Source organism: Bacillus sp. V3B, from assembly GCF_024494465.1.
In the GTDB taxonomy this organism is placed as follows: Bacteria; Bacillota; Bacilli; order Bacillales; family Cytobacillaceae; genus Bacillus_BD.
Genome location: NZ_JAETXM010000001.1, coordinates 566,093 through 586,181 on the forward strand (window position 1 = coordinate 566,093; position 20,089 = coordinate 586,181).

General features: G+C 36.5%; 19 protein-coding genes, 1 other RNA gene and 1 pseudogene. 11 read left to right on the plus strand and 10 right to left on the minus strand.

Features of this window, described 5'->3' with window-relative positions; all coding sequences use genetic code 11:
* The first annotated feature begins 52 nt into the window (after positions 1-52).
* The 7 genes from gpsB to JMM81_RS02935 all read left to right on the plus strand — a co-directional run bounded on the left by gpsB (position 53) and on the right by JMM81_RS02935 (position 6,837).
* Positions 53-358 (plus strand): cell division regulator GpsB, encoded by a 306-nt coding sequence (gene gpsB / locus JMM81_RS02905; protein WP_256239993.1) that lies wholly within the window; start codon positions 53-55, stop codon positions 356-358.
* A 61-nt stretch (positions 359-419) separates the two neighbouring features.
* Positions 420-811: RNase P RNA component class B (gene rnpB, locus JMM81_RS02910), an RNA gene on the plus strand.
* 265 nt (positions 812-1,076) lie between these two features.
* Positions 1,077-2,216 carry a THUMP domain-containing class I SAM-dependent RNA methyltransferase gene (locus JMM81_RS02915; RefSeq protein ID WP_256239994.1) on the plus strand — a complete coding sequence of 380 codons (1,140 nt, stop codon included), beginning with the start codon at positions 1,077-1,079 and terminating at the stop codon, positions 2,214-2,216.
* 262 nt (positions 2,217-2,478) lie between these two features.
* A complete protein-coding gene (locus JMM81_RS02920; RefSeq protein WP_256239995.1) occupies positions 2,479-2,730 on the plus strand; it encodes a hypothetical protein in 252 nt (83 codons plus the stop codon).
* A 153-nt stretch (positions 2,731-2,883) separates the two neighbouring features.
* Entirely contained in the window at positions 2,884-4,809 is a 1,926-nt protein-coding gene (locus JMM81_RS02925) for an ATP-dependent DNA helicase (RefSeq protein ID WP_256239996.1), read from the plus strand.
* 132 nt (positions 4,810-4,941) lie between these two features.
* A complete protein-coding gene (locus JMM81_RS02930; RefSeq protein WP_256239997.1) occupies positions 4,942-5,175 on the plus strand; it encodes a DUF2249 domain-containing protein in 234 nt (77 codons plus the stop codon).
* 138 nt (positions 5,176-5,313) lie between these two features.
* Positions 5,314-6,837 (plus strand): carboxypeptidase M32, encoded by a 1,524-nt coding sequence (locus tag JMM81_RS02935; protein ID WP_256239998.1) that lies wholly within the window; start codon positions 5,314-5,316, stop codon positions 6,835-6,837.
* A 92-nt stretch (positions 6,838-6,929) separates the two neighbouring features.
* Here JMM81_RS02935 and JMM81_RS02940 read toward each other — a convergent pair whose 3' ends face one another.
* Entirely contained in the window at positions 6,930-7,382 is a 453-nt protein-coding gene (locus tag JMM81_RS02940) for a chemotaxis protein CheX (RefSeq protein ID WP_256239999.1), read from the minus strand.
* A 190-nt stretch (positions 7,383-7,572) separates the two neighbouring features.
* Between JMM81_RS02940 and JMM81_RS02945 the strand changes: the two genes are divergently transcribed.
* Both JMM81_RS02945 and JMM81_RS02950 read left to right on the plus strand, forming a co-directional pair.
* A complete protein-coding gene (locus tag JMM81_RS02945; protein WP_256240307.1) occupies positions 7,573-8,658 on the plus strand; it encodes a type III polyketide synthase in 1,086 nt (361 codons plus the stop codon).
* Between the two features lie 2 nt (positions 8,659-8,660).
* On the plus strand, positions 8,661-9,227 hold the full coding sequence (locus JMM81_RS02950; protein ID WP_256240000.1) for an isoprenylcysteine carboxyl methyltransferase family protein: 567 nt from the start codon (positions 8,661-8,663) through the stop codon (positions 9,225-9,227).
* A gap of 375 nt (positions 9,228-9,602) precedes the next feature.
* On the opposite strand, the gene JMM81_RS02955 is transcribed toward JMM81_RS02950, so the two are convergent.
* From JMM81_RS02955 to JMM81_RS02985, 7 genes are read right to left on the minus strand one after another with little or no spacing between them, the layout of a single operon-like run.
* Positions 9,603-9,977, minus strand: a complete 375-nt coding sequence (locus JMM81_RS02955) for a Na+/H+ antiporter subunit G (protein ID WP_256240001.1) — start codon at positions 9,975-9,977, stop codon at positions 9,603-9,605.
* Positions 9,958-10,239 (minus strand): Na(+)/H(+) antiporter subunit F1, encoded by a 282-nt coding sequence (locus tag JMM81_RS02960; protein WP_256240002.1) that lies wholly within the window; start codon positions 10,237-10,239, stop codon positions 9,958-9,960. The genes JMM81_RS02955 and JMM81_RS02960 overlap by 20 nt, the downstream gene beginning before the upstream one ends.
* On the minus strand, positions 10,232-10,714 hold the full coding sequence (locus JMM81_RS02965; protein WP_256240003.1) for a Na+/H+ antiporter subunit E: 483 nt from the start codon (positions 10,712-10,714) through the stop codon (positions 10,232-10,234). The genes JMM81_RS02960 and JMM81_RS02965 overlap by 8 nt, the downstream gene beginning before the upstream one ends.
* A 33-nt stretch (positions 10,715-10,747) precedes the next feature.
* Positions 10,748-12,238, minus strand: a complete 1,491-nt coding sequence (locus JMM81_RS02970) for a Na+/H+ antiporter subunit D (RefSeq protein WP_256240004.1) — start codon at positions 12,236-12,238, stop codon at positions 10,748-10,750.
* On the minus strand, positions 12,231-12,569 hold the full coding sequence (locus JMM81_RS02975; RefSeq protein WP_256240308.1) for a Na(+)/H(+) antiporter subunit C: 339 nt from the start codon (positions 12,567-12,569) through the stop codon (positions 12,231-12,233). The genes JMM81_RS02970 and JMM81_RS02975 overlap by 8 nt, the downstream gene beginning before the upstream one ends.
* The gene (locus JMM81_RS02980; protein WP_256240005.1) at positions 12,569-12,994 is read right to left on the minus strand and encodes a Na(+)/H(+) antiporter subunit B; all 426 of its coding nucleotides are present in this window, start codon (positions 12,992-12,994) and stop codon (positions 12,569-12,571) included. Before JMM81_RS02980 ends, JMM81_RS02975 begins: the two co-directional genes overlap by 1 nt.
* Positions 12,981-15,395 (minus strand): Na+/H+ antiporter subunit A, encoded by a 2,415-nt coding sequence (locus tag JMM81_RS02985; RefSeq protein WP_256240006.1) that lies wholly within the window; start codon positions 15,393-15,395, stop codon positions 12,981-12,983. Before JMM81_RS02985 ends, JMM81_RS02980 begins: the two co-directional genes overlap by 14 nt.
* A gap of 243 nt (positions 15,396-15,638) precedes the next feature.
* Between JMM81_RS02985 and JMM81_RS02990 the strand changes: the two genes are divergently transcribed.
* On the plus strand, positions 15,639-16,325 hold the full coding sequence (locus JMM81_RS02990) for a universal stress protein (protein WP_256240007.1): 687 nt from the start codon (positions 15,639-15,641) through the stop codon (positions 16,323-16,325).
* A gap of 113 nt (positions 16,326-16,438) precedes the next feature.
* Here the strand turns inward: JMM81_RS02990 and JMM81_RS02995 are convergent, their stop codons facing one another.
* Positions 16,439-17,002, minus strand: a complete 564-nt coding sequence (locus JMM81_RS02995; protein WP_256240008.1) for a tyrosine-type recombinase/integrase — start codon at positions 17,000-17,002, stop codon at positions 16,439-16,441.
* A 439-nt stretch (positions 17,003-17,441) separates the two neighbouring features.
* On the opposite strand from JMM81_RS02995, the gene JMM81_RS03000 reads away from it, so the two are divergent.
* Entirely contained in the window at positions 17,442-18,989 is a 1,548-nt protein-coding gene (locus JMM81_RS03000) for a bifunctional GNAT family N-acetyltransferase/carbon-nitrogen hydrolase family protein (RefSeq protein ID WP_256240009.1), read from the plus strand.
* Positions 18,990-19,176: 187 nt separating this feature from the next.
* Here the strand turns inward: JMM81_RS03000 and JMM81_RS03005 are convergent.
* Positions 19,177-19,990: pseudogene (locus JMM81_RS03005) on the minus strand (aldo/keto reductase).
* Between the last annotated feature and the right edge of the window lie 99 nt (positions 19,991-20,089).

Genomic DNA, 20,089 nt, shown 5'->3' on the forward strand with positions numbered 1-20,089 from the left:
GATATATTCGAGAAAATATACGTGATGATGGGCTATTGTTGAGGTGAGAATAATGCTTTCTGATAAAGTGAAATTAACGGCAAAGGATATATTGGAGAAAGAATTTAAAACAGCGATGCGGGGTTATAAACCGGAAGACGTTGATAAGTTTCTTGATTATATCATAAAAGATTATGAAACGTTTCATCAAGAAATTGAAGAATTACAGCAGGAAAATATGCGTTTGAAAAAGCAAGTCGAGGATGCTGCTAAACGTCCGCAAATGCAAACGCAAACGGCTGGTACAACAAATTTTGATATTTTAAAACGACTATCTAATTTAGAAAAACATGTTTTTGGAAGTAAATTGTACGAGTAACAAGAATTTCCATTGCTAAATTAGCAGAGATTCATTATAATGTTCACTGTGATCATTAATAGCGTTCGGGTAATCGCTGTATGTCTTGAATATGCAGAGGAAAGTCCATGCTCGCACAGGCTGAGATGCTTGTAGTGTTCGTGCCTGGCGAAGTCATAAGCCAGGGCAGCCGGTCTTGTACGGGTTGACGGCAGGGAAAATATCTAAGTCCGATATGGATATGGTATGAATACCTTGAAAGTGCCACAGTGACGTAGTCTTTACAGAAATGTAAAGAGTGGAACGAGGTAAACCCCACGAGCGAGAAACCCAAATTATGGTAGGGGCACTTTCTCAGAGAAAATGAACAAAGAGAAGGACAGATGACTTTTCATCTGTAGATAGATGATTACCACCTGAGTACGAGACTTTGGGTCGCTTGCAGTACAAAGGAACAAAACATGGCTTACAGAACGTTATTAATGACTGATGAATAAAGCTCAAAGCTCTCCCGTATAGGAGAGCTTTTCTTATGATTAAGCATTTTATTCATATGACTATTTTTAGTGAAAAATAGTGTGATTTGCGTTTAAAGTAACTATTATAAGAAATAATGTTAAGATCAGCATTGCTTCTTCATGAACGGATGTTTTTTTGGTACACTGAAAAAGGAAAGAATCAAAAGATCATACATATGAAACATTGATAAAAAATGAAGTAATAGGATAAGGGTGAAATAATGACAAAATATGATTTGATTGCAACCTCGGCGATGGGGCTTGAAGCACTTGTCGCAAAAGAAGTGCGATCTTTAGGCTATGAATGTGAAGTGGAAAACAGCCGTATTACGTTTAAAGGCGATGAAAAGGCGATAGCAAAAAGTAATCTTTGGCTAAGAACAGCAGATCGGATTAAACTAAAGGTTGGAGAATTTAAAGCAACTAGTTTTGATGAACTATTTGAACGTACAAAAGCCTTGCCATGGGAAAACTTCTTGCCTGAAAATGCAGAGTTTCCGGTGTCAGGGAAGTCTGTGAAATCGAAGCTTTTTAGTGTATCTGATTGTCAAGCCATTGTAAAAAAGGCAATCGTTGAGCGGATGAAACATCATTATAAAAGGGTAGGATGGTTTGAAGAGAATGGCCCACTTTTTAAAATAGAAGTCGGTCTTCATAAGGATGTTGTACTACTCACGATTGATACAAGTGGGAGTGGGCTTCATAAAAGAGGCTACAGAACGGGGCAAGGGGAAGCACCAATAAAGGAAACTCTTGGAGCGGCTCTCGTTCTATTGACCAACTGGACTCCAAATCGTCCGTTTGTCGATCCTTTTTGCGGATCAGGAACATTGCCTATTGAAGCAGCTTTAATCGGGCAAAATATTGCGCCTGGATTTAACCGTGAGTTTGTCTCAGAGGGATGGAATTGGATGGATACGAAGGTTTGGGATGAAGTAAGGATAGAGGCAGAGGACTTAGCTAACTATGATCAACCATTAGATATTACTGGAAGTGATATTGACCACCGTCTCGTTAAAACCGCTGAAGAAAATGCATTTGAAGCGGGCTTAGGGGAACTAATTAACTTTAAACAAATGAGAGTCCAAGATTTTACTACATCAAAAGAGTATGGGGTCATCGTAGGGAACCCTCCATATGGGGAACGTTTAGGTGAGAAATCAGCGGTGCAACAGATGTATCGTGAAATGGGACAAGCATTTGCTAAGCTTGATACATGGTCTATTTATATGTTGACATCTGATGAAGAGTTTGAAATGGTTTATGGAAAAAAAGCGACAAAAAAACGGAAACTTTTCAATGGATTTATCCGGACAGATTATTATCAATACTGGGGAAAACGACCACCTCGTGACAAGTAAGAAAGTGATGCCTTTTGTGTATCGCTTTTTCTATTGTCTATATTAATATTAAATGTTGATACATGACCTTTGGTAGATGTGGCTATGTGTTTATTCAGTATGAATCACTTAATGGAGCATACATCAAAGGCATTTAAAGCATCAACAATATTGTTTAACAAAGCCTTTATTTAAAAAATGGGTATATGCCATTCCCTTCTCGATTTTTCTTACTATAATAAATTAAGAGAAAACCTGGAAGATGATCGATGGAGGGAATAAGATGTTTGAGTTCTTTAACTTAGTCGTAATCCCTATAATTATTGGAATTGTAGAAGTCATAAAAAGGGCAGGATTGCCCATAAAGTACTCCCCATTGGTGTCACTAGTTTTAGGCTTGTTTTTTGGGGTTTTTTACGTAGAGTCATTTAAAGCGGGAATTATTATAGGCCTTATGACAGGGCTATCGGCAACGGGTCTATATAGTGGAAGTAAAAACATGCGAAACGGAAAAAAGAAAGAAAGTAAAAAATGAACACTCAAAACATGTATTTCCATTCACCAGTTTGTTATAATAAAAAAGTTGCGAACGAAAGCGTCTTTCAGGGAAAGACGCTTTCGTTTTGAATATAGAAGATAAGCGTCTACTAACATAGCGCTTTCGCTTTTCATATATGGAGGAATTGATATGCAGAATCGTATACCTTTTGAGTTAACGAAAACAGAATCATTTTTTGACCAATTAGGTGATTGGATTGGAGATGTTTTTTATGATTTGCTTCCAGAAGCTGGTTTCGAATTAAGAGATGAACAAATCTATATGGCCTTTCAGCTTGAAAAAGCGTTTAAAGAGAAAAAAGTGATGTTTGCTGAAGCAGGAGTTGGAACAGGGAAAACAATTGTGTATTTGTTGTACGCCATTTGTTACGCTCGTTATACGAACAAACCTGCAATCATTGCTTGTGCGGATGAAACATTAATTGAACAACTTGTGAAAAAAGAAGGAGACATCGCGAAGCTTGAAAAAGCATTAGGATTAGATATAGATGTTAGATTGGCTAAATCGAGGGATCAATATCTCTGCTTGAATAAATTGGATAAGTTTATTATAGATAGTGATGAACCGCATTTCCATAATATTCATGAGCGGCTTCCTAGTTTTATTCATGGGGGACATTCGATGCAGTCCTTCGAACGATATGGAGATCGCAAAGATTATCCCGAACTAACAGATGAACAATGGGAAAAGGTTGGTTGGGATTCTCTTGAGGATTGTTTTACATGTGAAAATAGACATCGCTGTGGTCAAACGCTACATCGTGATTGGTATCGACATGCAAACGACTTAATTATTTGCTCGCATGATTTTTATATGGAACATGTATGGACAAAGGAATCACGAAAACGTGAAGGACAGTTAGCTTTGCTACCAGAACATTCCTGTGTTGTTTTTGATGAAGGTCATTTATTGGAATACGCAAGTCAAAAGGCACTTACCTACCGGTTTAGCGAATCGATTTTGGAGACGTTGTTAACGAAATTATTGGCTAATGATGTGAGAGAAAAAACGCTATATATCATTGAAGATACTATTTTACAAAATGAACAATTCTTTAATGAGTTATCTCAGGTATCCTTTGTGCATGAAGGATCTGACAAGCTAACAATTGAAAAAACAGGTGCTGTAAAGTCTTCCGGAAAACAGCTGTGGGATTTGATTAACTCTCTTGAAGAGGAGCTTGTATTAGAAAGTGAAATGTTTACGATTAATGAGTATGAACTTAGAATTGTCGAAGAATATCTTGAACAAATTTCTTACTCTTTATCGCTATTTTTAAAGGAATTAAATGGTATCACCTGGTTTGAAGATCAGAATGGTGAACGAACTTTAGTCATTATGCCACGACTCGTACAAGAAATTATGAAGGATGAAGTGTTTTCACAAAAGAAACCTTATATCTTCTCTTCAGCGACTCTTTCTGAAAATAAGTCCTACGATTATATTGCTAATTCGTTAGGCATTAAGGATTATCTTTCTTTTACGGTGAATTCACCATTTGATTATGATGAGAATATGACGATTGTAATGCCTGCATTCGCAAAGGATGAACAGGAGGCAAAATGGACCTATACACTTGAACAAATTAAGAAAACGAGCGGTCATACGCTTGTTCTATTCAATACACAGTTAGAATTAACGGCGTTTAAACAGTTTTGTGAAGGGGAAATTTCCGTACCTGTCTATTTTGAAGGAGATGCAGAAATGAGTACACTTGTCTCCCGTTTTCAAAATGAAGTAGATTCGGTGCTTTGTGCGGTTCATTTGTGGGAAGGTCTTGATATACCAGGAGAGGCACTTGAAAATGTTATTATCTTTTCATTGCCATTCCCTCCAAATGATCCAGTATTTACGGCAAAAAGAGAAGCGGTTCTTGATCCATTTTCTGAAGTTGACTTACCTTATATGCTGCTTCGTTTACGACAAGGAATTGGTCGCTTGATTCGAGCGCATGGAGACAAAGGGTTTGTGCATATTTTGATCAACAAAGAGGAAAATAGACATGTGATGGGGGCTGTTGAGTCCATTCTACCAACAAAGGTTTCACATGAATGAAAAGAAACAAGCAACTAGATTTTATATAAATAGGAAATATTTTGAATCAGAAATTTTTTTATCTGTGAGGGTAATCACTCTATCGATAAGCCAAAAAAGGTAAACTAGGCTTATCAAAAGGAGGAGAAGCATATGAGTACATTTGCAGCTACTGTGATGGCGCCAGATTATCCACCACGTGAAAAACATCCTATTATTTTTAATACATTTGATTCTTTACAATCAGGGGAGTCCATGCAGCTCATAAATGATCACGATCCAAAGCCATTATACTATCAATTTATGGCAGAACGCGCCGATCAATTTACATGGGAGTACACTGAAGAAGGTCCTGAAATATGGAAGGTTACAATCAGTAAGAAATAATGAACGATAAACCTATTTCTCAAATTTTTGACAACAGTTATCATGGCTGTTGTCTTTTTTATTAAAGATTAGTTTTAACACTAAATTTAGTGGAATATGTTAATATGATGGAAACTATTTACTATTGGAGGTTATAACATGAGTCAGTCTATTTTACAGATGGAAAAGGACTTTATCGAATATGCGAAAAAAATAAGTGCTTATCATGAAGCTCTTGCACTTATTTATTGGGATTTACGTACAGGCGCACCAAAACAAGGGGTACAGCAGCGTTCAGAAGTGGTGGGAGTGTTATCATCAGAAGTGTATCATTTGTCTGTATCAGAAGAGATGGCCACATACATAACAAACTTATCAAGTGCAGACGCCCAACCGATCATTTCTGAGATAACAAAAAAATTAGTGGAAGAATGTAAAAGGGAATACGATTTCAAGCGAAAAATTCCATCAGAAGAGTATAAAGAGTATGTGATCCTGCAATCAAAAGCAGAAAGTATTTGGGAAGAGGCAAGGGAAAAGGCTGATTTTGATCTATTCAAACCGTATTTAGAAAAGATCGTTGAAACGAATAAGCGTTTTATTGGGTATTGGGGCTACGAGGGCAATAAATACAACACTTTACTCGATTTATATGAACCAGGAATGACAGTGGATGTATTAGATAAAGTATTTAGTGAATTACGAGCGAATATCGTACCGCTTGTACAAAAAATAGCTGATTCTCAACATAAGCCAGTAACAGATTTTTTATTTAAACCTTTTCCAAAGGATAAGCAACGTGCATTTACTGAAAAAATATTAAAACAAATGGGATATAACTTTGAGGCAGGGCGTCTTGATGACACCGTACATCCATTTGCAACAGGGATCAATCGTGGGGATGTACGTATTACAACAAGGTACGATGAATCTGATTTTCGTATGGCTGTTTTTGGTACCATCCATGAAGGAGGTCATGCCCTTTATGAACAAAACATTGCACAAGAGTTAATCGGAACACCACTATGCACAGGTACTTCAATGGGGATTCATGAGTCACAATCACTTTTTTATGAAAATTTTGTCGGTCGTCACCCTTCCTTTTGGAAAAAAAATTATTCATCGCTAAAGCAATTTGCGAATGGACAATTTGATGATGTAAAGGTTCATGAATTTTATCGAGCGATTAATGAATCAAAACCATCGCTTATACGGATTGAGGCAGATGAACTTACCTATTCACTTCACATCATGATTCGTTATGAAATTGAAAAAGGCTTATTTAATGATGAAATTGAAGTAAAGGATCTTCCACAAGTGTGGAATGATAAATACGAAGAATACTTGGGTGTAAGGCCAGAAAATGATGGGGAAGGAGTACTGCAAGATGTACACTGGGCAGGTGGAAGCTTTGGCTATTTCCCATCCTATGCATTAGGCTATATGTACGCTGCCCAATTTAAACAGAAGATGCTTGAGGATTTGCCGAATTATGATCAGTTGCTGCAAGAGGGTAACCTCCTGCCGATTAAGGAATGGTTCACGTCACATATCCATCAATATGGAAAAATGAAAAAGCCACTTGAAATTTTGAATGACGTCACTGGAGAAGGTCTTAATGCAAAATATTTAGTAGAGTATTTAACAGAAAAATACAGTCGAGTTTATCAGTTGAATCGATAAGGAAGAATGAAAAAGGTCTGCAATAAAAAAGGAATTCTGCCAATAACTGAGAGAGTTCCTTTTTTTGCGGATGCCTTATGGCTTTTCCTTATTTATTGCTCAATCATAAGGACGATCGTAAGGTTACCGGCATTGTGAATGGTAACGGGTAAGCGAAAGGCTTTTTCAAATCCATATATTTTTGTTTGTCCAACGAGTACAGTAGGAGGAGTGATATCCATCTCCATCCCTTGCTGTGAAATAAACGTCGATAACGTTCCGGCAACCATATTACCTAGTTCACCAGCAAAGGACTCTAACAGTTCTCCTTCAACCATCATGCCAAACATTCCTTCACCAATTTTCCCGAAAGTCTGCTCGTCCCCATCGATCATAAGTCGCCCTCTCACATCACCGGTCATTCCAATGAGTACACCAACGCCTTTTTGTAAATAGGGTTGAGTAAATAAGGATGGTTTTTCTACTGAAATTTCAAATGGAAGAACGCCTTTTACTGATTCAATTGTACCGTTTAAAATATCGGTTACATGTTTTGTTAGTGCCACTTTACATTCCCCCAACATTCAATCAATTCACCATAATTTTAGCATAATAGCGCTGAAGAATATGCAGTTTTTATAAAAAATTTACTAAATTATTGTAAAAATGAGTCATTTCCTAGTGAAGATGTGTTAGTATATGAATCCCTTATTTGGAGAAAGTAATGGTATGAAACCAAAAATAGGAGAAAAAGAGATGCCAGCCATTATTTCTGTAGGAGAAGCAGTTCCTCCTCATGTGTTAGAGCAAAAGGATGTAAAAAATTTTTCGCAAGAGCTCTTTTCTGAGTCATTTAAAGACATTGACCGATTGTTAAAAGCTTTCCACAATGGACAGGTGGAAAAACGATACTTTGTTAAAAATTTGGATTGGTATAAAGAGAATCATACTTTTTCTGAGAAAAATGATGCGTTTATTGATTCTGCGATTCAACTTGGAACTGCGGCTATTACAGACTGTTTGAACAATCAAGAATTCTTAAAGCGAGAAATTGCTTGTGAGGAAATTGAAGCTATTTTTTTCATCACAAGTACAGGGATTGCGACGCCAAGCATTGAAGCGCGACTTATGAATATCCTACCGTTTTCAGAACGAACAAAAAGAATTCCGATTTGGGGACTAGGTTGTGCGGGTGGGGCATCTGGTTTATCACGAGCATTCGAATACTGCATGGCATATCCTAAGGCAAAAGTGCTTGTTTTAGCGATCGAGCTTTGTAGTTTAACATTCCAGCGTGATGATCTCTCGAAAAGTAACTTAATAGGGACTTCACTGTTTGCTGATGGTGTTGCTTGTGTGCTTGTCACAGGTGATGAAGTAGAGATCGGTCAAATAAGCTTATCGGCATCGTTACCCAAAATAATAGCTACCCAATCAACGATGATGCGTGATTCTCTTGATGTGATGGGCTGGGAAGTGAAAAATAAGGGGTTATATGTTTTGTTTTCGAAAGACATTCCTGCGATTGTAGAAAAATGGCTAAAGCCAAATGTTTCGGATTTTCTGCAGGGTTATCAACTTGCTATAGAGCAGATGAATCATTTTATTGCCCATCCAGGAGGTAAGAAGGTATTGGATGCCTATGTAGAATCATTACAGCTTCATCCATCGATGATTGAATTGTCACTTGAAGTGTTGAGGAATTATGGGAATATGTCATCCGTAACAGTGCTTATTGTATTAAAACAATTCTTACGAAGAGGCAATCCTGGCGAATGGGGACTTTGTACAGCGCTTGGTCCTGGGTTTAGCTCAGAACTGCTATTGTTGAGGTGGGAATAAGAATGTCCATATTTTATCTTTTCTTTCTGATGATTGTGATTCAACGACTCTGTGAGCTAGTTATAGCTAGATGGAATGAACGATGGATGAAAAATAGGGGAGCCATTGAGTTTGGTCAAGCCCATTATCGTCTTATCGTTTTTGTTCATGCGATGTTCTTTGTTGTTTATTTTCTTGAAGTAACGGCATGGCAAACAAAATTGTCAGCCCTTTGGCCTGTTTTACTAAGTATTTTTATCGTCACTCAGGTCGTTCGTATTTGGGCATTGACTTCACTAGGGCATTATTGGAATACAAAGATTATTGTTCTTCCTAAGGCAACGATTGTACAAAAAGGACCTTACCGGTTTCTGAAACATCCAAATTACTTGGTCGTTACAATTGAATTTATCGTCATTCCTATGCTATTTGAAGCTTATTTTACAGCATTCTTTTTTACCATTTTAAATGGAATTATTTTATCCATCCGCATACCAGCAGAGGAGAAAGCGTTAAACGAGTTAACAGAGTATCCAATCTCCTTATTAACGAAGAAACGATTGAATCTTAAAAGTCTCAAAAAAGTTTGATAATATCCATTCTTCTATTGAAAATTATTATCACTCATGTTATATTTTAATTGTAAATGATAGTTATTATCATTACAAATGATAAAAGGATGGTGCATAAATATGACAGCCGTATTAATTGTAATGACCGTTGGTGTTTATTCCTTAGTAATGAAGCATGTGCTGAATCATGTATCAAAACCACATCCAGTTCATAAATAATCTTAAATTACCTTTTTATTTATTATAACTCGTAAGCGTTTCCAATCTTTTTTACCGAAAGGATGCTAAAAGATTATGATTTTGTTAAGTACACAATAAAGCCAAGTATTCTTATGATAAGAATACTTGGCTTTATTTATAGAAAAGATTATTTCTTATTTTCATATCTCATGATTATTCACGATCCATGCAATTTGATTGTTTTTCTGTTAAATAGTGCTTTAAATCATCTTGCACACTGTTTTCAGTAAGCTTAACATGTGAACGATAGGCTGAGCGGCAAATAACGTGTGCCCCCACAGGTGCTGTTAGGAAGACAAAGAAAATACCAAGAAGTAGTCGGATACTAAAATACCCATCAGTGATTAAAAAATAGACAAATGTTCCAACTAAAGTACAAAGCACTCCTAGAGTAGAACTTTTTGATGCTGCATGTGAGCGAGTATATACATCAGGTAAACGTATGAGTCCTATTGCACTCAAGAAACTGAAAAGGGTTCCAATCAGAATAAGAAAGGCTGCGATGATTTCACTTGCTGTTACGCTCAATAACTACACCTCTTTCGATAAATCTAGCAAAGGCAATGGTCCCAACGAAAGACAGAATCCCAAGTAATAGAATAATATCAAGAAAAGCATGGGTTCGAAGAAGAACAGAAACAATCGCAATTCCTGCAATTAAATTAATCCCGATGAAATCTAATGCTTGTACACGGTCAGGTGCGGAAGAGCCTTTTACCATTCGATAAATCGCCGCCAAAATAGATAGGGTTAATAAAACTAATGAAGTAATCAAAATGAAATCAAACATAACGGGTCACCTCCTTAATGGCCTTTTCAAATGCATTTTTTGATCTTATTACGGCATTACTAGATTCTGGGATATCCATGGCATGAATATATAAGACTTTTGCATCGTCTGAAACCTCCATTACGACAGAACCTGGTGTCAATGATATAAGTAATGATAGGAGAGTGATTTCCAAATCATCTTCTAATTCCGTTTCTAGTGAAAATATACCAGGTGTAATGTTAATTTTTGGTCGTATTACTTGTTGTACAACAAGTAAACTAGAAGAAATCAATTCGCGTATAAAAACGAGTATCAATTTTAAGATGGCAAGTAAAGAAAGCAAATAAAAACGGGTTGGAAAAAAACGACGCATACTAAAAACAATAAATACTCCAACTAAATATCCACTGAAAAAGGATAATACGCTCCACTGATCTTGAAAAAACATCCACAATAGAGCAACGGATAAATTGATTAATAATTGTATGGGCAATAGAACCACCCCTTTCAAAAAATAAGATCTTTTTTAAGGTATTGAATGACCATCAAATACGGCGCTAATATAAAGATCAGGATTTAATAAGCCTTCAGCTGCTATTTGAATGTACTCATTAATTCCTTCAGCGCCAAAACCAAGTGCTATTGTGGCAACGGTTAAAAGAACGATTGGGAACATCAGTCCTTTTGTTGTGCCTTTTTCCATTTCCTCACTTAAAATTGTTTCACCCCAAAATCCGTTCATAAAGATTTTCATGACAGAATATAAAACCATTAAACTGGTCAATATTCCAATGGCCCCTAACCAAAAGTATTCGGCTTCAAACGTGCCTCTTGTAATAAAGACTTTACCTAGAAAGCCACTTAGTGGGGGAATACCTGATAAAGATAAGGCAGAGATAAAGAAGATCCATCCTAGATAGGGATGTGTGCCAATAAGTCCACTTATGTCTTTAAGCTTACTAGTACCAGTTAAATGAATAACGATTCCTCCTAAAAGGAAGAGGAGCGCTTTAATAATAATGTCATGAATGAGGTAGTAAATGGATCCAACGAAAGCATGGGTAGTGAAGGAAGCTAATCCTGCGAGGATTAATCCTACTCCAACAATGACATTATAAGTGAGTATTTTTCTTATATCCCAATAAGCTACCGCACCGATGGCACCAAGTAGCATGGTTAACGCTGCTAGTATTCCAATGAATAGGTGTGTGATTTGTTGCTCATGATAAAAGATGAGCGTAAACATGCGAAACATCGCATAAATTCCTACTTTTGTTAGCAAAGCTGCAAACAGGGCAGAGATAGAAGTTGGTGGTGCACTATACGATCCAGGTAACCAATAAAATAAGAAAAGGGCCGCTTTTAGACTAAAGACAATTAAAAATAAGAGGGACACTGTTGTTAATAAACCATCTTGTCCAGCCTCAGCGACACGGACGGAAAGGTGGGCTAAATTTAACGTCCCTGTGATTGAATATAGGTAGGCAATACCTACCAGAAATAGAAAGGAAGAAACGACATTAACGAAAATATATTTTATAGATTCACGTAATTGTATTTTTGTTCCTCCAAGTGTAATTAATACATAAGAGGCAATGAGCATCAATTCGAAACAAACGTATAAGTTAAATAAATCTCCTGTTAAAAAAGAGCCATTTACCCCTGTAATAAGGAATAAAAATAATGGATAAAAATAATAGGATTCTCGTTCTTTACCAATGGAACGAAAGGCGTAAACTAAACAACAGAATGCGACAAGGCTTGTTGTTAGAAGTAGCAAGGCAGAAAACATATCTGCTACCATACTTACCCCATATGGTGCTTGCCAACCGCCTAATTGAAGTGTTTGAATTCCTTCTGTTTGGATTTGCTTCATCAGCAAGACTGAAGCAAATCCGATGGCAATAATTGCTACGCTACTTACTATTCTTTGCAGTTCGATATTTTTTCGAAAGAGAACTAAAATCATCCCAATCGTTAGTGGTATAAGAATAGGCATTAAGACTAAATTATTCATCTTCATTTCCCCTCAACTGTTCCAAATCATCCGTGCCGTATAATTTATATATTTTGTAACCTAACACTAATAAAAGAGCTGTCACAGCAAAATTTATAACAATGGCGGTTAGTATTAAGGCTTGTGGTATTGCATCTGTAAACGAGAGGATTTTCTCGCTTAATAATGGAGGAGAGCCCGTTTTAAGTCCTCCCATCGTCATAATCAGTAGATTAATCCCATGACTAATGACAGACGTGCCTAAGATGATTCTTAACATGTTTTTTGACAAGATTAAATAGGTGCCAATCGCAAAAAATAAGCCGACAAGAATAGACATAATCGTTTCCATCATGAACGATCGTCACTTATCGTTAAAATGATGGTAACAGCGGTTCCAATGACAGCTAATGCAACACCGGTATCAAATAGGAGGGCGGTTGCAAGCTCAGTTTTCCCGAAAATAGGAAGGTCAAAATATCCAAATGTTTGCGTTAAAAAGGGCTGACCAAAGAAGAGTCCCCACATCCCCGTGAAAATCGCAATTAATACACCGATCGCAGCAACATTCTTAAAATCGAATGGGATATTCTTTCTAATAGTCTCAATATCAAACGCCAGAAATAAAAGAGTGATACCTGAAGCAACACTTAGACCGCCTATAAATCCTCCACCGGGATTATGATGACCACCATAAAACAAATAAACGGAGAATGTGAAAATGATAATAACTGCCATTTTCGTAACTGTATGCAAGATGACATCATTTGGTTTCATTTTTATCCCTCCCTGTTAATTGAAGTTTGATTAATGTATAAACGCCTAAGCCTGCAATACATAGAACAGCAATCTCTAACATTGTATCAATGCCCCGAAAATCAACAAGAATCGCATTTACGATATTTTTTGCACCTGCAAGCTCATAGGCATTTTCAAAATAGTTAACAATTGGTTCGAAAAGCTTGTGTCCATTTGAAGCCAAAGCCAGTAATGTAACAATAGTTCCCACACCGATTGAAATAATAAGATTCGTAGCTTTAAAACGCATTCTACCCATATGTTTGCTAAATTCAGGTAGATGATAAAAACATAATAGAAATAGTGCGGTTGTTACGGTTTCAACAACCAATTGTGTAAGGGCTAAATCAGGTGCCCGAAACAGGACAAAGAACATAGAAACAAGATATCCTAGTGCCCCGACTGCAATAAGGGAGACGATTCTTGTTTTTGACAGTAGCACGGTAAATGCGGCAATCATCATTGCAGCAATTAGACCACCTTCATAGAAATTAATGGGTGCATCCTGTGAGGAATCAAAGGAGATTCCGGTTAATAACCAACTTGCACTACCGAGTACTAGAATGAAGAAGGCAAATATATAAATGAAGTAGCTTCGAATAGAGCCATTCATATAACGATTGGTTAACCCGAATGAAAATGACTCCATTTTAGTAATTCCTTCATTATATAGGTTATTCAGTGTTAATGCCTTTGGGTAATAGCGATAAATAACAATCCATTTTCTAATATATCGGTACATGAGAGCACCAAGGACAATCACTCCAATGGTCATAAATAATTCTGGTGTCCAGCCATGCCAAGCACTAATTTTTATGTCGATCCCACCATTCCCCACATAGGTGGGTAAGATAGAAGTAAAAGCAGGCTGAATAATATACTTAGCTAGCACATTCGGGAAAAAGAAAATAAGGATAACAAAAACTATTAGAATCATTGGTGGAATCAACATTCCAATTGGAGGCTCATGAGCACTTTTTTCAAGTTTTGTAGGTTGATGCTTCCCTGTAAACGTCTTAAAGACAAGGATCATACAGTAAATAAAGGTAAAGACACTGGCTATCCAAGCGATAATGGGAAATAGGATACCTAATGTGTCCATGTTAAACACATTTAATTGGGAAGCATTTAACAAACCAGTAAAAAACATTTCCTTACTTAAAAAGCCATTAAATGGAGGTAAGCCTGCCATTGAAAAACTACCAATAAGTGTCAGTGTAAAAGTGATTGGCATGAGATTCATGAGTCCGCCTAACTTTCGAATATCTCGGGTTCCGGTTTCATGATCAATAATCCCAACAAGCATAAAGAGAGAACCTTTAAACGTTGAGTGATTAATCAAGTGGAATATGGATGTAAAGACTGCTACAGCATACACTGTTGATTCGTCACCTAATCCAAAATACATGGAGGCAGATCCTAAACCGAGGAGGCTCATAATTAAACCAAGTTGACTTATGGTGGAATAGGCCAGTAATGCTTTTAAATCTGTTTGTTTCACAGCATTAAGAGAACCATATAGTAAAGTCAGAATTCCGATTCCTGAAACAAGCCAAAACCATTCTGCATGTCCGCCAAAAATAGGTGTGAAACGAGCCACTAAATAAATTCCTGCTTTCACCATCGTTGCAGAATGGAGATAAGCACTAATTGGAGTAGGAGCTTCCATCGCATCAGGTAACCAAATGCTGAATGGAAATTGAGCAGACTTTGTAAAGGCCCCTACAAGAATTAAGATCATAGCTGGAAGAAATAATGCATTTGTCTGAATTCCTTCTACTAATGTAATCATTTCACGAATACTGTATGTACCTGTCATCATCGCCAGCATAATAAATCCCGTTAGCATAACGAGTCCGCCAAAAACGGTAATCAGTAATGATTTTTGTGCACCATAACGAGATTGTTTTCGTTGGTACCAGTAGGCGATTAATAAAAAGGAAGCGATGCTTGTTAGTTCCCAAAATACATATAATACTAGAATATTATCAGAGAAAACAACACCGAGCATTGCACCCATGAAGAGCATTAAATACACATAAAAGTTATGAAGTGATTCACGCATTTTTGACATGTAATAAATAGAATAAAGGATAACTAACACACCAATTCCTGTAATGAGTAAAGCAAAAACAAGCGATAAACCGTCCAAGTAGTTTGTGAAATTAATACCGAGAGAAGGTATCCAAGGTAGAGTGTGTTTAACCATGTTTCCACTAGAAACAGCAGGGATATAGGTTAATAAATAGATGAATATGAGTAATGGTATTGGAAATACAAACCAACCCGTATGAATACGTGGTATAAACAACTTATACAGTATGGGAATAAAAATGGTAGTGATAAATGGAATGACAATCATGATTGGTAACCAAGACAAGCAGGTTCCCTCCTTTTTTCTTTATAGTCATTTGTGGGCTTATTATTAACTGTGAAGTCTCTAATAACTCTTCACTTTTTATGAAAATGATTTATGTTAAATATTCATTCATTAATTTTGAGTTTAGGCATTATTGAAGATTTCTTTATAAAGATTGACTGAAGTTGTAGCATAAGATATAGTCGTACATAGCTTGATAGAATAAGACTTGTTTTTTACATTGATATTGAGGTGACCATAATAATGAAGAAAATAAAAGGTCGTATGGACGAAAGCATCCTCGTCTGCGTATACTATGGGCCAAATGGTGCGCGACTTATTCAGCGTGGGTGTAAGATAGCGAGTATGCTTGATTGCCCACTCTATATCTTGACCATTGACCGGAAACCTTTTGATGAACTGGATGCTGAGAAATCCTTCTATATTAGTAGTTGGCAACAATTAGCGGAAAAGCATAACGCTGAAGAATTTATTGTTTTGGATAATGAAAAACGCCCTATTTCAAAAGTGATAGCAGATGTAGCTAGAGAGAAACATATTACGCAAATTGTACTCGGTCAAACCGCTCAAAGTCGTTGGGAGCAAATGACAAAGGGTTCGATTATTAACACGTTGTTGCAGGAGATCCCATTCGTAGACCTTCATATTATTTCTGTTTCTCGTTCAGTTAGAGATCAAGAAGGCCAGTTTGAGAAGGGGGTTCGTGCCTATCTTGTGAAAGAAAACGAAGAATACCGTATTCGATTTAAACATACAAAGAATGCTGAATTTGAAGGGATTTTCTTCAAGGATATCGGTACAGATTTTAATAATGGTTTGTTCAAATTTATGAAAAATAAAGAAACCATATATGTTCATGTAACAGAGGACTATGTTAAAGATTTTACAAATGTAAAAATAACTGTCCCTGATGAAATAGATGATATTTAATCATTAGATTACTAGCAAATAGATTGTTTTAAACCTTTATTCTTCTCCTCATATATTCACATGGGGAGATTTTTTATTAAAAGGGTGGGTTAGTTTAGGTAGCTTTCAAATATTTAAAGGTTGACATCTACTTTTATGAGGTGTTTTTCATATTTATCTACTCCTAAGTAACGTAAAGTTTCTGCTGGTGATTGATGATGGTAGATAGACATTAGGATAGATATGGCAATTCCTTTGCGTAAAGCATGATAGCCGAACGTTTTTCGGAGGGTATGGGTGCCGATCTTTCCTATAATACCCGCTTCTTTAGCAGCATGATTAATAATTCGATAGGCTTGCTGTCTTGTAATCGGTTGATCATTCTTTTTTGATTTAAAAAGAAAATCCTTACTACTATAATTGAAACGAGATAAGTAAGTTTCGAGTACTACTTCTACCCGACTATTTAAATAAAATGCTTGTTTTTCTTCGCTTTTCTCATCCTTAATATAAAGAAATTCCTTCATTTGTGTTCCATCCCATACATCTTCAACTTTTAAGAAAAGTAAATCACTAATTTTAACACCTGTATTAATGCCCAATACAAACAACAATAGATCTCTTTGTGATTGTTTCTGTAAAATGACTTTTATAGCATTGATTTGTTCGACATCTTTAATGGGATTAACATATTCCACGGGACATCCCCCTAAAATATAATGTTACATAATAATATATTATCAGAAAATAAGTAACATAACAACTTTTAAATGAACAAATAAACTGAAGAGTCGGATTATCCACTATTTTGAATAAAAAAGGAATATGTACATAAAACTGTAATAAAAAATGAAAAGTGTTATGGTCATTTGGTCACTCTAAGTCCATACAAGAAGAATGAAAGGGTGAGGCAAAAAGGTGAATGTAAAGTTAGGTACAATTGAACAATTTGAAGCACTGAAAGAGTTCCATCAAAATCATACATGACTCAAAGAGGGATGGCTAGAAGATGAAAAGGTAATGGGAAATGAGGTATCATAATCATGAACGAGTCAATTGGGAAAGACGTTGATTATTATATGAAGAAAAACGAGTAAGATGGTAAGTTTGATAACTGAGAGACAAGGACGTGAGAACATGTCAGAGACAGATATGTCGAAATACGAAAAGAAAATTATTGTTCGCAATATAAAGATGGATGATATTGATGAAATTATGAAGTTATGGAGCCAGTGTTTCCCCGGTATGGTGCCGTGGAAGCGAGAACAATTGGAAAGTCATATTCGGATTTTCCCCGAGGGTCAGTTCTGTGTAGAATATGAGGACAAAATTGTTGGTTCTTGTTCAAGTCTCGTCGTCAATTTTGATGAATATGACGACCAACACACTTGGAATGCAATCACAGACAATGGTTATATTACTAATCATGATCCCGATGGATTTAACTTATATGGAATTGAAGTAATGGTTGACCCAGAATACCGTCGTATGAAAATTGGACATCGTCTTTACGAGGTGCGCAAGGAACTTGCTCGTCAATTAAATCTTCGAAGCATTATTATCGGTGGACGAATTCCAAATTACCATAAATACAAGAATGAAATGACACCACGTGAGTATGTATCAGCAGTTGAGATGCACAGCATCTATGATCCGGTATTGTCCTTCCAACTCCTTGAGGGTTTTATTATTAAACGTATCAACACGAGGTATCTTCCAGACGACAAGGCATCTGATGCTTTTGCAACTTTGATGGAATGGAATAACATTGATTATTTGGCGAAGTCCAGGCGCGTCTATCGCACATCTTTCCCTGTGAGAATTTGCGCCATACAGTATATGATGAAAAAAATTGATTCGTTTACAGATTTTACTCGGCAGGTTGAGTATTATGTTGATATTGCGGCTGATTTCGGTTCGGATTTTGCTGTTTTCCCAGAGCTATTTACAACCCAATTGATGTCGTTTCTCGAAGAAAAAAGGCCAGATCAGGCTATTCGCAGGCTTGCAACTTATACAGATCAGTATATTGAACTGTGTACAGAACTGGCTGTACGATATAATGTAAACATTGTCGGAGGATCGCATTTTGTGGAAGAGGATGAGAATATTTATAATATAGCGTATCTATTCCGTCGCGATGGTACGATTGAGAAACAATCGAAGATTCATGTAACGCCTAACGAACGGAAATGGTGGGGGATTGCAGAAGGAAACGAAATTAATGTATTTGACACGGATTGTGGAAAAATTGCTATCCAAATTTGTTATGACATTGAGTTTCCGGAGCTTGCACGTATTGCCGTCGATAAAGGTGCAAATATTATTTTTGTTCCGTTTTGTACGGACGACCGTCAGGGATACCTTCGTGTTCGTTACTGTGCCCAGGCACGAGCGATTGAGAATCAAGTATATACGTGTATTGCAGGAACCGTAGGTAACTTGACACATGTCGAAAACATGGATATTCAGTACGCACAATCTGGAATTTTCTCTCCTTCGGATTTTGGGTTTGCGAGAGATGGAATTGTAGGAGAATGTGATGCTAATGTTGATACAGTTGTTGTCGGTGATGTGGACCTTGAGAAGTTAAGGCGTTCTAGGAACAGTGGTTCTGTACGACAGTTACGCGATCGACGACGTGACTTATATCGAATTGAATTGAACAACTTAGAGATAGATTAAGTTGTTAAAAGTAGTTATAGATGGGCGAAAGAGTTCTAGTAATAAAGGATACTTAAAAGTGAAGTGAATCAATCAAGTAGGAGCAGAATAAAAAATAGTCCGCACATCCTGAGTTCGATATTAGTGCGGATTTAGGTTAGTATAGTGATGAAAAAAAGAAGCGACGTAATCATCGCTCCTTTTTTCATCATAATTGTAGTAAATTCATTTCGCTTGGTATTCTTCCTTTACGACGGTTACGGTTTAATTGATTGATTTCTTCCATTTCATTTGGGGATAGCTCAAAATCGAAAACGTTAAAATTTTCTTCCATTCGGGAAGGTGTGACAGATTTAGGGATGACGATTGTGTTGTTTTGTAAGTGCCAACGTAATACCGTTTTTGCTGGTGATTTACCATGTGCTTCGGCGATCTTTTGAATAACAGGATCTTTTAATACATCTCCACCTTGTTCAAGTGGACCCCATGCTTCTACAAAAATATCATGTTTTGCACAGAAATCTTTCATTTCATTTTGTGAAAAATACGGATGACATTCAATTTGATTTAAAACAGGTTTTACTTCACACTCTGCTAAAATGCGTTCCAAGTGATCGATGTCAAAATTACAGACACCGATCGCTTTCACACGTCCATCATGATAGAGCTTTTCTAATGCTTTATATGTATCTATATAGCGGTCATATTTTGGAGTAGGCCAATGGATTAAATATAAATCAACATATTAGACTCTCTTCATAGGCACGTAATGTGTTTTCAAAGCCTTGATCACTGTTCCAAACCTTCGTGGTAATAAATAGCTCTTCACGTGGAATAGATGTTTGTCGAAGAGCTTTTCCAACTCCTTTTTCATTTTGGTAAATTATGGATGTATCAATAGATCTGTAGTCTAATTCGAGCGCTTTCACAACAGCGTTAGTTGTCTGGTCATTTTCAACGCGCCAAACACCAAATCCTAACTGAGGCATTTTTAAACCATTGTTTAACGTAACAATATTCATCTAGCATTTCTCCTTTTAGGGATATAAATATTTCCCTTCCGAATATAACAAGGATAACAATTAAAAAATAGATTTTTAAATCCTTTTATATGTAAATGA